The 12,780-nt window shown below is 38.4% G+C and carries 13 protein-coding genes; 12 read left to right on the top strand and 1 reads right to left on the bottom strand.

Going from position 1 to position 12,780, the window contains the following annotated elements:
- The first annotated feature begins 11 nt into the window (after positions 1 to 11).
- Both N1I80_RS20325 and N1I80_RS20320 read left to right on the top strand, forming a co-directional pair.
- Entirely contained in the window at positions 12 to 617 is a 606-nt protein-coding gene (locus N1I80_RS20325) for a flavin reductase family protein (protein ID WP_340739647.1), read from the top strand.
- A 27-nt stretch (positions 618 to 644) separates the two neighbouring features.
- Positions 645 to 1,067, top strand: a complete 423-nt coding sequence (locus N1I80_RS20320; protein WP_340739646.1) for a MarR family winged helix-turn-helix transcriptional regulator — start codon at positions 645 to 647, stop codon at positions 1,065 to 1,067.
- Positions 1,068 to 1,568: 501 nt separating this feature from the next.
- On the opposite strand, the gene N1I80_RS20315 is transcribed toward N1I80_RS20320, so the two are convergent.
- Positions 1,569 to 1,961, bottom strand: coding sequence for a VOC family protein (locus N1I80_RS20315; protein WP_340739645.1), 393 nt, complete (start codon positions 1,959 to 1,961; stop codon positions 1,569 to 1,571).
- Between the two features lie 347 nt (positions 1,962 to 2,308).
- Here N1I80_RS20315 and N1I80_RS20310 point away from each other — a divergent pair, with 347 nt between their 5' ends.
- The 10 genes from N1I80_RS20310 to N1I80_RS20265 all read left to right on the top strand — a co-directional run bounded on the left by N1I80_RS20310 (position 2,309) and on the right by N1I80_RS20265 (position 12,761).
- On the top strand, positions 2,309 to 3,073 hold the full coding sequence (locus N1I80_RS20310) for a spr1630 family ClpXP-sensitive toxin (protein ID WP_340739644.1): 765 nt from the start codon (positions 2,309 to 2,311) through the stop codon (positions 3,071 to 3,073).
- A 25-nt stretch (positions 3,074 to 3,098) separates the two neighbouring features.
- A complete protein-coding gene (locus N1I80_RS20305) occupies positions 3,099 to 4,280 on the top strand; it encodes a spr1629 family repressor/antitoxin (RefSeq protein ID WP_340739643.1) in 1,182 nt (393 codons plus the stop codon).
- 276 nt (positions 4,281 to 4,556) lie between these two features.
- On the top strand, positions 4,557 to 5,300 hold the full coding sequence (locus tag N1I80_RS20300; protein ID WP_340739642.1) for an IclR family transcriptional regulator: 744 nt from the start codon (positions 4,557 to 4,559) through the stop codon (positions 5,298 to 5,300).
- A 77-nt stretch (positions 5,301 to 5,377) separates the two neighbouring features.
- Entirely contained in the window at positions 5,378 to 6,310 is a 933-nt protein-coding gene (locus tag N1I80_RS20295; protein WP_340739641.1) for an aldo/keto reductase, read from the top strand.
- Positions 6,311 to 6,753: 443 nt separating this feature from the next.
- Complete coding sequence (locus N1I80_RS20290; RefSeq protein WP_340739640.1) at positions 6,754 to 8,046, top strand: NtaA/DmoA family FMN-dependent monooxygenase; 1,293 nt, start codon at positions 6,754 to 6,756, stop codon at positions 8,044 to 8,046.
- Positions 8,047 to 8,068: 22 nt separating this feature from the next.
- Complete coding sequence (locus N1I80_RS20285) at positions 8,069 to 9,076, top strand: ABC transporter substrate-binding protein (protein WP_340739639.1); 1,008 nt, start codon at positions 8,069 to 8,071, stop codon at positions 9,074 to 9,076.
- An 11-nt stretch (positions 9,077 to 9,087) separates the two neighbouring features.
- Positions 9,088 to 10,095 (top strand): FecCD family ABC transporter permease, encoded by a 1,008-nt coding sequence (locus N1I80_RS20280; RefSeq protein ID WP_340739638.1) that lies wholly within the window; start codon positions 9,088 to 9,090, stop codon positions 10,093 to 10,095.
- Positions 10,088 to 11,125, top strand: coding sequence for a FecCD family ABC transporter permease (locus tag N1I80_RS20275; RefSeq protein ID WP_340739637.1), 1,038 nt, complete (start codon positions 10,088 to 10,090; stop codon positions 11,123 to 11,125). The genes N1I80_RS20280 and N1I80_RS20275 overlap by 8 nt, the downstream gene beginning before the upstream one ends.
- A gap of 16 nt (positions 11,126 to 11,141) precedes the next feature.
- Positions 11,142 to 11,909 carry an alpha/beta hydrolase gene (locus N1I80_RS20270; RefSeq protein WP_340739636.1) on the top strand — a complete coding sequence of 256 codons (768 nt, stop codon included), beginning with the start codon at positions 11,142 to 11,144 and terminating at the stop codon, positions 11,907 to 11,909.
- A 126-nt stretch (positions 11,910 to 12,035) separates the two neighbouring features.
- Entirely contained in the window at positions 12,036 to 12,761 is a 726-nt protein-coding gene (locus tag N1I80_RS20265) for a hypothetical protein (protein ID WP_340739635.1), read from the top strand.
- Positions 12,762 to 12,780 lie beyond the last annotated feature (19 nt).

Raw genomic sequence — 12,780 nt, 5'->3', positions numbered from 1 at the left:
GGCTGAAGAAATTGATTTCAATCGATCCTCAAAAAAATAGTGAGCGGGATAATTATAAAATTCTCATTGGTTCTATCATTCCTAGACCTATTGCTTTTGTGACTACACAATCTGAGGATGGCATCGTTAATGGTGCGCCCTTTAGCTATTTTAATATAGTTTCATCCAACCCGCCGATGGTTTCTTTAGCTATCCAAAGACCAAGTGGGGAATTGAAAGATACTGCAAGAAATATTTATAGTAGTCGTGAATTCGTTGTGCATATTGTAGATGATGAAAATGTGGTGAAAATCAATAAAACCGCAGCCTCATTACCTGCAACTGAAAGTGAAATCGAATTGGCGAATCTAACACTTGTACAAAGTGAAAACGTAACTGTACCAGGAGTCAGGGAAGCGAAAGTTCGGATGGAATGCAGACTAGTACAATCCATTCCTTTCGGTGGAGATGGACCAGGTAGTGATTTGTTTATTGGAGAGGTTGTTCGGTTTCATGTGGATGAAGCAATTTATGAAGATGGACGAATTGACCCTAGAGGTTTAAATGCGGTTAGTCGCTTGGCAGGTGCCAATTACGCAAAGATTGGTGATATATTTTCTATCGAAAGACCGAAGTAGTGAAATAGTTTCTTGCGAGGTGATTAAATGAATGGAAAATGTGAAAATCAACCTTATTTGATGCTAATGAAAACAACCAAAGCAATTCAGGAGCGAATTAAGAGAGAAATGCTTACCAATAAGCTAAACATAACGGAGTTTTCTGTACTAGAGGTGCTTCATCTACAGGGGAAACAAACTGTTCAGCAGATTGGTAATAGCATACTCATTTCTAGTGGCTCTATGACTTATGTAATCGATAAATTAGAACATAAAGGATTATTAAATCGGAATGGATGTCCGAATGATCGACGAGTCACCCATGTGCTATTAACGGAAGATGGGACTCGCTTAATGGAGAAAATCATGCCTCCCCATCAAGATTTGGTTAATGATATGTTTGAGGCTTTAACTGAAGATGAGTCTGAAATGATGGTAAAGCTTTTGGGTAAAGTAAGTGAAAGAGTGTAGATATGATCTTTTGTTTGAAAGTATTTCAAATTCGAGATGAATGAGAAAAAGATGTATGCATGTGAAAAGCCCTCCCCTTTATTTGTATAGGGCAGGCTTTTTTTTAGTAGACGATATATGTAATCGGAAGTATTGAGAAGTCGTGTTTTTATAAGCTGAACTTATTACATTCAGCACCAATGCTAAGTTTTCTCCAAGCTAATAATTGAGGTTGGGTAGTCTTTCATCCCGACTGACGAACAATATGATCTGCTGCATATAGGCCTTGTACTCCATATACTTCACCCCCATATACTTTTCAGCTAAGGATATGCTTAGTAGCCTGTTCCTTATGAAAAAAAGTCTAGGACCTAGCTATTATAAGAGTCATTGCAATTCTTGTTAAACATGACGAGGTAGTGGACATTTAGGCGATTATTCGAGACGTAACGGTTAGAGAATATTATGAAGATCAGCTACCATATAATCCAATGACAACGGTTGTCAATAGAATTTCCTTTCCTAACTTCTCATATGAGGGGATTCAGGATGCATTTCCATAAACTCAATCCAATTTCCGTCGGGATCTACTATCCAAAATTGGGAGTTCAAAGCCACTCCTTGGGAAATTTCTACTTCTAAGGAGACTCCCTTTTTCTTCAATTGATCTGCCGTTTCTTGAATATTATCTACCTCGAAACAGATATGTTTTGTTCGCTCCCGAACTTCTTCGGTACCCCCATAAAATAATTCGATGAAACACCCGTCAGCTACCTTGACATATACAATCCACGGGTCGCCATTTGGTAGATTTAATTCAAACGCTTTCTTAAGACCAAGCTTATTGCAATAAAAATCCAATGAGCGCTCCATATCCACTACACTAAATCCTACATGACCAATTCCTTTAATCATCGTTCATCACTCCTATTGATATCTGCTTTCGCATCTTTTTAATAGTTCCTAAACTTCGTAATAAAACTAATAGGTACACTCGGTTGTAACGTTAGTCAGAATATTCTTCGTTATTAACTATACCATAGATTGAAAAGTCGTTTTGAATGATTGGTACTTTCTTTATAGAAAATATTAACCCCTTTGTAATCCACGTAGTGACTATGCAAAATTCAGAATCGGCTTTGATGCCCGAATCCCAAATAGTTCTATCATAATCTCTAAACTTTAAGTATAATGTATTCAAATCATATTTTGTTTAATTAAGTTAAATGTCTTTCATAAAAGTGTATAGGGGTGTATGTCAAATGAGAGAATACAGTTTATCTGAGAAATTAAATGAAAGTATTGTTGATGGAATTATTGAAGGGTATAGGGATTACTTGGATGTGAGGCGTCAAAAAGCTAGTGAATTAAAAGTGCACGGTGCTTATGCCTGGGTTAAGGGAAATCATATTGACCATTATGTTGCTTTGTCTTGTGAGGACAGCGGTGTTACTAGTACTTTGGCAAAGGCAGGTTTGACTTGGCAATATTTACAGTTCTCGGATAAAAATGAGAAGACGTTGTTTATTGTGAAAAATGTACGTTACTTTAATATAGAAGAGGTAGACAAAGGGAAAGACGCGAAAGGTCGCACGCGGGGAAGCAAAGCTTCATATATGAAGAATTTAATGGATATTAATAGTGGGGTTAAGTTTGATGAGATTCCTGCAAAGAGTTTCAATCAATCTGTACAATTAGAGCTATTAGAAGATTTCCAGCCTGTGACACTTGATGCGGAAGATACACAAGGTATGGATACACAGTTTGATAGGTTTTATATCGCGACCTATCAGATAGGGGAAGATCATCAAATTGGTGAAATTCGTTTGTGGATGCCTAATCCCGCTGATAATAAGGCATACTTAATAAGTGAGTTAACACCATATATTGGTCAAAAGTCTAGTCATCTATTTGAGATTGAGGAAGAACTAAAGTCAGTTCTGGCACAAACAATTGCAGCAGAAGGTGCGCTAGATGCAACTGCATTTGGTATTGTACTGGATGATGTTGAAGAACAAGAAAATTGAGTTTTTATAGAAAAGAGGTGCCTTCTTGTTTATTGGTAAAAGTTTAACCAATATCCGTATTCTAAATGATTTGAGTAGGGGGCGATTGGCGGAAAAAGTGGGTGTAACTGAACAGGCTATTTGGCAATATGAAAATGGTTATATGTCCCCTAAATTAGAAGTTGTGAATAAATTGAAGCTGACTTTTAAGGTGAAGGCTTCGTATTTTTATCGTGTAGATGTATTGGATAAAGTTGATTTTGAAAATATACAACTTCAGCATATAGCGTACCGTTCTGAGACAATAAACTCCTTAAGTAAAACGCAAAGCGAATTAATGCATATTCGCTTTTTAGATGGATTTATAAAAAAAGTGGAATCTAAAATAAGTTATCCATCCAATTTATTGTTGCAATTACGCAAGGAGACGCTTGAATATCTCCGACAAAATCCAAATGTTGATCGGGAAAATCAAATTAAATTCATAGCTAATTTAGCGCGCCAAACAATCGGATTACCCGAAAACTCCAACCAAAATATCCTTTTTTTATTGGAGAAGGCGGGTGCCTTCATTTTTGAAAAAGAAATTGGAGAAACCATTGATGCTTATAGTCTTTGGACAGAAGACGATAGGCCTTATATTATATTGGGAACGATAAAAAAATCGGCTGCTAGAAGAAACTTTGACTTGGCTCATGAATTAGGTCATTTATTATTGCATTATAAAGTTGAATTCAACATGCAAGATAGGAAATCGTATAGAGACTTGGAAGATGAGGCACATAGTTTTGCCTCTGAATTTCTGTTACCAGAAGAATTTAGAAAAGATTGTGAAGGCATCACTAAAGTTTCAAATCCGGATTCTTATATCGATCTCAAACAAAAATGGGAAGTTTCGTTACAGGCCATTGCAATGAGGGCATATAAATTGGGTCTAATGGAATATCAACAATATCGTTACTTTTTCATGTCCATTAACAAAAAGGGCTATAAAACGCTGGAACCACTTGATGACAAGATTTCAATTAGCCGCCCGATGAAGATAAAAAGTATACTACAGCTACTTTTTGAAAAAGGAATTTATTCTGTATCTAGTTTAACGGAAGAATTAAAAGTAGATATAGAATTTTTAACGATATTAACGGGGATAGAAAAGGAATTCTTTGATAAATATCGTCAAAATGAACAAAAAGTCTTTACGACTAGCGAACTGATTTTTAAACAATAACTCATTCAAACGTATTTGTTGTGAATTCTAGCTCTATTACCGCGGTAAATGAGAAAACAAACAAAACCACAAAGTGCAATCGGATTTTGAAATCCTTTTCACTTTGTGGTTTATTTTTGGTGAATGTTCCCCTTTTATAATGGACTATTTTATGCATTTTTAAAAATACAATTATGAGCCTGGTTCAACTTTGTTTCAAATAGTGAAACAAAGTGTCGAGTTGTTGTAACCACTGAAAAGGTGATCTATGATGATTTCAGAGACGAGGTGAATTTGATGAGTAAATATGAAGTTTCGACATTAAAAAAAGGACTTCAAATCTTAGATTTACTGCAAGAAGAAACATTTTTAACATTAACAGAAATCACAAAGGCTCTGGATCTAAATAAGACAACTGCTTTTCGGTTGCTGAGCACCCTTGAAGATATGAATTATATTATAAAAAAAGACAAGTATTATACATGGAATGATGAAAAGTTTCGAATGGATGGAAGTGAACAACCTATTGACTGGACTGTGTTACAAACACCTTACCAATTGGGCGTAAGTGAAGCAGAGGGTGTGTATATTGGGGTGCTTGAAGGAACTGATGTGGTTATGAAGCAAATGATGAAACCTCCTTTTAAAGAACCGCATCATCCCGAGATAGGAGATCGTTCTCCATCCCATATAAGTGCTCTTGGTAAAGTAATATTGGCGAACGTAGTGCCAACTGAACAACAAGAAGCATTTTCGAAGCTTTCATTTAATCAAGCCACTGATAATACATTTGTAGATATGGAAATGTTTTCACACCATTTGGAAGTGATTAAACAACAAGGTTTTGCTCTTGATGACGAAGAACGATTTAATGGGGTTCGTTGCATTGCTGCCCCAGTATTCCATGAAGATCGTGTAATCGCAGCAGTGGCAATTGCCGGGCCTATTGACAGAATGAAAAAGACCTTACTAAGAGGGCTGACGAATCAAGTGATAGCTGTCAGTAAAGAAATGACCAAGGAATTAAACATTCGGTATTAGGAATTGTATCGTCACATAGAAAATCATATCAGTACTAATTATAAATATCATTTAAATATGAAATGAGGAGAATCATAATGACGAAACAAACACAGCTTGGGAAATCAGGGATTTTTATTAATCCGATTGGACTTGGAACTAACGCGGTGGGGGGACACAATCTTTATCCTGATTTAGATGAAGAAGCAGGCAAAGAGCTTGTTCGAGTCGCGGTTGAAAATGGTGTAAACTTTATCGACACAGCTTATCTCTATGGCCCTGGAAGATCAGAGGAATTAGTTGGAGAAGCCATAAAGGAAACCGGGAAAAGAGATGATATTATTCTTGCAACGAAAGGGTCAATGAAATTTATTGGTCAGGAAATGCAAAATGACAATAGCCCATCTTTTTTGAAACAAGCAGTAGAAGATAGCTTGAAGCGCATGCAAACTGATTATATTGATTTATTCTATATACATTATCCAGATGGTGTTACACCGGGATACGAAGCTGTCGGGGCTTTAAAGGAATTAAAAGACCAAGGAAAAATCAGAGCGATTGGCTTATCGAATTTTTCGCTTGATCAGTTAAAAGAAGCGAATAGAGACGGTTATGTTGATGTCTATCAAGGAGAATATAATTTACTTCAGCGTGCAGCTGAAAAAGAATTACTTCCTTATACATCTGAGCAAAATATTTCATTTATTCCATTCTTCCCGCTCGCGTCAGGATTGTTAGCTGGAAAATATAATAAAGATATGAAATTTAATGATTTACGTGCCAATATGCCGCATCTACAGGGTGAAGAATTTGAAAGGAATCTGGGGAAAGTGGAACAACTTCGTGAAATTGCGAATGCAAAACAGGCTGAAGTGGCACATATTGTACTAGCTTGGTATTTGACACGTGATTCGATTGATGCCGTTATTCCTGGTGCTAAACGGGCAGATCAAGTGCTGAACAATCTAAAAACGTTAGACGTTCAATTAACAGAGAGCGAAATTGCAAAAATTGACGGTGTTTTTAGATAAAGATGACTGTACAAGGTTGGTTCCCAATTAAAAATTAATGAATACCTACATGAAATATTCTTTCCAAAAAGCATTTGCATTTCATGTCCCTCTACGAAAAGACAACTCGGTAATCATATTTGGCAAACATTCAGAACGTTATGCACTACAAAAGGAAATCGATTACGTAAATTACTCCTTATTATTAGGAATTTGGGTAGGACTACCAAACCTAGTGATAAGGAGTTTTTTACTTATTTTTACCGATGTTAACTACTAATAGAGCCGATCTATTAATCTTCTACTCCTTGTCGTTAAGAATAAATAGAAGACTATCATTCTTAATACTATTTGACAATGATAATCATTCTCGATACAATTCAATTGAGATGGATTCTCAATTGAGGAGTATACCGTAGGATAAATAACAGTGGATAGAAGTAATAATGAAAGGAATAGAAAAAATGAAGAAAAGAAAGCCGCTAGTAATTGGGCTCACATTGGGAAGACGCCAATTTAAAGCCGACGTTCCTGAACAACAGGTATCGTTGGAAGATGAATATGCGAGCAGTATTCAAGAACAAATTGAAATTGCCCAACAGGCAGAGCGTGCAAAAGTGGATTTTTTATTTAAGGCAGACTATGTAGTAGCTCATCCTACTTTTATGAAAAGAAGTAAGGGCATTGCGACAGATCCAATGTTGCTATTCAGTATTATTAGTCAAAGTACAAAGAAAATTGGACTTGTCACAACAGCCTCGACCTCTTTTGTTCCACCTTATTTATTGGCAAGACAATTACAGTCGTTGCAATGGTTGAGTGCTGGAAGAGCAGGATGGAATGTCGTGACCTCGATAGAAGGGTTTGAGAACTTTACCGATGAGGAGCGCCCAACATCGAAAGAACGTTATGAAAAAGCGGCGGAGTGCACGCAAGTAGTGAAGCGATTATGGACGAGTTATCCCTATGAAGAAATTACAGGGGAGCCTTCTGACAGTTCGATAGAAGAATTGAATCATAAAGGCTCTCACTTCACCGTGAAAGGCCCTTTAAATGTCATTTCTCATCCGAAAGGGATGCCGCCTTTATTTCAAGCAGGTGCTTCTGAAGAAGGAAGGGCGTTTGCCGCAGCGACTGCGGATGCTATTTTTGCAGCGACACCTGAATTATCAGTAGCTGTTGAACTAAGAGCAGACTTGAGGCGCCGTGCGGTGACAGAAGGACGTCAGATTGAGGATATACGCCTTTTACCTGGTTGTTATTTCTTTGTTGGAAGGACAAAGGAAGAGGCTGAAGAGATGCACCGTCAAGCCCATGCCCATATTACGATGGAACAAAAATATCGTGTGGCAGAGGAATTGCTATGTGTTTCTTTACGAGAATATGCTTTAACGGACGTGATTACTGAAGCGATTTTACCTACTCTTGATTCAACAACTCGCAGTCGAACGCATAGCGAATTGCTCTACCAATACATTGAAAAAAATCATCCGACTGTTGAGGCGATTTTGAATCGACCGGAAGTGATGCACTCTGCCCATTGGGTAGTCGTCGGAACAGTAGAAGAAGTAGTAGAGGAAATTGTTCGTTGGTACGAAGCAGAAGCACTAGATGGAATAATTGCAGTACCTGGAGGGGCAGACAGTTCCTTAACGTTATTTTTGGAGCAAGTGATTCCACAACTTACAGCGCGTGGCTTATTTCGAAAAGAGTACGAAGGGACAACATTGCGGGAACATTTAGGAATGGATTATTAATGTTTAAAGGAGAAGATGAATGATGAAAAAATGGATAGGTTTATTAGTATTTGGATTAATGGCGATTTTAGTACTTGCGGCATGTAATGATACAACGAAAGAAGCAGAGGTAGAAGTAGAAGTAGAAGCACCGCAGAATGAGGAGCAGGAGTCTGATGTTGCGGCAGAGAGTGAAACACAAAGTGGGACGAAAGAAATTACCTATTTAGGTGAAACATATACTGTGCCGGAAAAAGCAGCGCGTATTGTTATTACGGGTGCAATGGAGGCAATGGAAGATGCGACAGCATTGAATATAGAGCCAATAGGAGCCATCACACTTGCAGGAGAGTTTCCAGAAGTTTTTAAAGTAGCAATGGGAAAAGCGGAATCTATCGGTGAGAAACAACAGCCAAACTTTGAAAAAATCTTAGAATTACAACCTGATGTTATTTTGGGAACGACTAAATTCCCAGAGGAAGTGGTTCAAAAATTAGAACAAGTGGCGACTACAATTTTAGTGTCTCATATCTCAACAAATTGGCAAGACAATCTTATGCTGATGGCGCAATTAGGGGATAAGGAAGAAGAAGCGAAAGCCCTTTTAGCTCAATATGACAATGATATTGAATCTGTTAAGGAAACACTAGTGACAGAATTTGGTGATGATACAGTAATGGCAATTCGCATTCGAGGGGGAGAGATGTTCGTCTATCCACAAGATGTATTCTTTAACCCTTCTTTGTACAATGATTTTGGATTAGAAGTTCCAGAAGTCATCCAAAAAGCAAAAGCACAAGAAATGATCTCAGTTGAGCAATTAGCAGAAGTCAATCCAGATGTTCTCTTCATTCAAGTTCAACAAAGTGGAAACCAAGAGAATGAACAAGCTTATGATGTATTGAAAAAGAATCCAATCATACAAAATATCACTGCTTTTAAAGATGATCATGTCTATATCAATCTCGTCGATTCATTGCTAGAAGGAGGTACAGTCTTTAGTAAAACTGAGTTTTTAACAGCATTACAACAAAATGTATTACAGAAATAGAGGGAAGCCGCATGTCCATCATTCGACAGAATAAGATATTGTTAACTTTTTTCTTATTGAGTTTGTTTGCTATTACAATTGCATGTTCGACGATGTATGGCGCTACCCGTTACTCTGTTTCTACTATTTGGGAAACGTTTGTTCATTTCGATTCGACGAATATGGAACACTTAATCATTCGGACGTCAAGAATCCCTCGAGTGTTAGGGGCCTTATTAGTCGGAGCTTTTATCGCAATATCAGGTGCACTTATGCAAGGGATGACGAGGAACTACTTAGCTTCACCTGGCATTATGGGGGTTACGGATGGTTCGGTCTTTGTTATCACATTAACGATAATATTTTTGCCGAATCTCCAGCCTCTTACGCTTCTTATTTTTTCTTTTATAGGCTCAATAGTAGGCGTCACATTCGTTTTTGCTCTCGCCAAAATTATTCCAGGTGGAATGAGCCCTTTGTCGCTAGTCATTATTGGAACGATTTTAGGGATGTTTTTAAATGGTGTTTCTCAAGCTTTAGCTACTTATTTTCAAGTCTCGCAAAATATTAGCTTTTGGTACAATACGAGACTGCATCAAATTGACCCAACCATGATTCAGTGGTCTGTGCCTTTAGCCATCATTGGGCTTGTTCTTGCGCTATACGTTTCAAAGTCTGTTACTGCGATATCACTGGGAGATGAGGTTGCACAGGGTCTAGGTATTAACATAGGCGTGATGAAAGTATTGACGTTAGTGAGTGTAGCATTGTTGACAGGTGTATCCGTAGCTTTAGTCGGTAAAGTGACGTTCATAGGGTTAGTCATTCCCCATATTACCCGCTTTTTAGTTGGAGAGGACTATAAAAGAGTGATTCCATATGCCGGGTTGTTCGGCGCACTATTTTTTGCGTGGGCAGACGTAGTAAGCCGTGCGGTTAATCCGCCTTTCGAAACACCAGTTGGCGTCATTACAGCACTTGTAGGCGTCCCTTATTTCCTTTATCTCATTCGAATAAAGGGAGGGAAACAGCATGTCTAATCGAAAGCTAAGTACTCGTTTTTATATAGTAGGAATTGCTGGACTCGTTTTTGCGTTAGTAATTTTCTATTTCAGTTTAACGAGTGGTACGTATCCTTTGACCACACGCGAAACGTTCCGAACGTTGTTTGGCATAGATCATATACCTAATCATGAACTCGTTATCTTTAGTTTTAGAATGCCTAGAATTGTAATTGGTGTGTTAGTCGGTTTAACACTTGGAATTGTGGGAGCCGTATTACAAGGAGTGACTAAAAATAATTTAGCTGACCCAGGGATTTTAGGTATTCAGTCTGCTGTCGGACTCGCGGTGGTGCTTTATATGTTCGTCATCCAAGGCAATATGAAGGAGATGTCGAGTCTAGCGATTGTCGGTATGTCTGTATGGGGTTGGATTGGTGGAATGGTTGCAGCATTGTTACTTTTTGTGCTTGCAAGTTATCGTGGGGAGCTCGATCCGAAACGTTTAATCTTAGTAGGAATTGCATTGAATTCTGGCTTTGGTGCACTAACTCTTTTCATTTCACTAAAGATGAATCCCCAAGACTTTGAGATGGCGACAGTCTGGTTATCGGGAAGTATTTATAGCGCTTCTTGGCAGCAGGTATTGTCTATGTTGCCATGGGTAATAGTTGTTATTCCCTATCTAATTTGGAAAGCCTCCATTCTGAATGTTTTACAGCTACACGAAGTGACGGTTGCGGGTTTAGGGATTCGGGCAAACCGACAACGTGTGCTGCTATTAGTTGGAGCAGTTGGTTTAATTAGTGCGAGTGTGATTGTTTCGGGGAGTATTGCATTTGTCGGATTACTGGCTCCGCATATTTCGAGAAGATTAGTAGGTATTCATCATCAACATATTATTCCGATGAGTGGGATTGTCGGTGTCATTCTCGTGTTAACAGGAGATTGGATTGGTAAGACAATATTTGCGCCTGCAGAATTGCCAGTCGGGATTGTCATTTCTATTATAGGCGTGCCCTATTTCATTTATTTGTTAATCCGCAACAGTCGCAAAGTCGCAGGATAAAGAATCGAGGGAAGCTATGCGTTATACACATGTTGTGAAAACAATCTGTCATCCTTTGGGAGGGGCGGACTATCGAATAACGATTTCAATACCAAAGGAGCCAGCGCCGAAAGAAGGCCATCCTGTGTTTTACGTGTTAGATGGAAATGCTTATGGTAATCTTTTTGAAAATATTGTTGCATTGCAATCGGGGCGTACTGAAAAAACAGATGTACCTTTGGCAGTCATTGTGTCGGTTGGTTATGAAGATGAAGAAGATTTCCCTGCTCTACGTATGTATGACTTCACACCACCAAGTGATGTCATCAACTTACCGGAACATCCTTCTGTCGAACCTTGGCCAGCTTTCGGAGGAGCGGAGCATTTTTTAGAAGTCATAACAGAAGTGAAAGAGATGGTTCGACAAATAGTTGATGTAGATGATGCGCGTCAACTTATTTTTGGACATTCATTAGGAGGACTATTTCTCGTTCACACGCTCGTACGAGAACCACAATTATTTTCACATTATTATATTTGTAGCCCATCTCTCTGGTGGAATGAAGAACAAGTATTACAAGAAGCTTTACAAATTACACAATTAAACTGTGTGATTTTTATTGCGGTGGAGCAGGAGCTAAAGTATCAGATGTACAATAATGCACAGTCCTTATATTGTCGTTTGAGCTCATTACCTTTACAAGCCGTACAATTTTATTCATCACCAGTTGAAAATCATATGTCAATCGTTCCGACGAGTATTAGCCAAGCATTGCGATTTTTAATGGCTAGTAAGCCTTTATAAGTCATGGCATCAGTTATTTCATCATGGCAGTTAACTTTATGAAGATTGGCCACTAACACATTGTTAAATAAAACCCAATATATGTCGATAAGAACAAGTAAGAAGCAAAAAGGACGGTGTTGGGCAATGAAAGTGTTTAGTGGATTAAAAGTAAGTCTAGTCACAAAAACTTTTTCACCACAAATCAGCCATAAAGCAAATGATGAAAACACAGGGAAACCTGGCAAAAAAGATTCTATTTTCATTAGCGAAGAGGCGCGAGCGCGGCTAGGCAATTGGCAGGAAAGGTCTGCCTCTATGATCAAAAGCTTAATGGAAAAACAGCAGAAGGTGCAAGAGGCGAAAAGTAATTTGATAGAACGTACATTGGAAGCTGGGGAAGAACTTTCGACGATTAAAGAGCAGCTGGGAGTATTCGATGAACAAATTGCCGAAATCCAGGGACAAATCGCGACAATAGAAGCACAGAAACGCGAGAGAGAACAGCGTGAACAAGAAGAAAAGCAACAAGCTGCTGCCAAAACACAAGAAAAGTCTGAAGCTGTACAATTGACGTCTCTTCTGCAATTTGTCCAATCCCTTGATCAAATTAGCGCACTAAAACAAGTGAAAGTACCCATCGAAAACGCGCATCGCCGCCTCAAAACAGAAATGAAAAATGACGTGGGGCGCGGGACATTTATAGAGAGTAAGGCAAAGAAAATTGAGGAACTTGCCGAGCGTATGAGAAACCTCGACAGTGAGATGAACAACCAAATTAGAAAAGCGAAAGAATCTTCTAATGAAATGAATGAGAAAGTTTCTGCTGAAGAAGAGAGCAAAGAGGTAGTAAGTGAATCGCTTGAGAACTAGATCATGTATTAAGGCGCCA

It is taken from the genome of Sporosarcina sp. FSL K6-3457, assembly GCF_038007285.1.
In the GTDB taxonomy this organism is placed as follows: domain Bacteria; phylum Bacillota; class Bacilli; order Bacillales_A; family Planococcaceae; genus Sporosarcina.
This window is presented reverse-complemented; position numbering and strand designations above follow the sequence as displayed.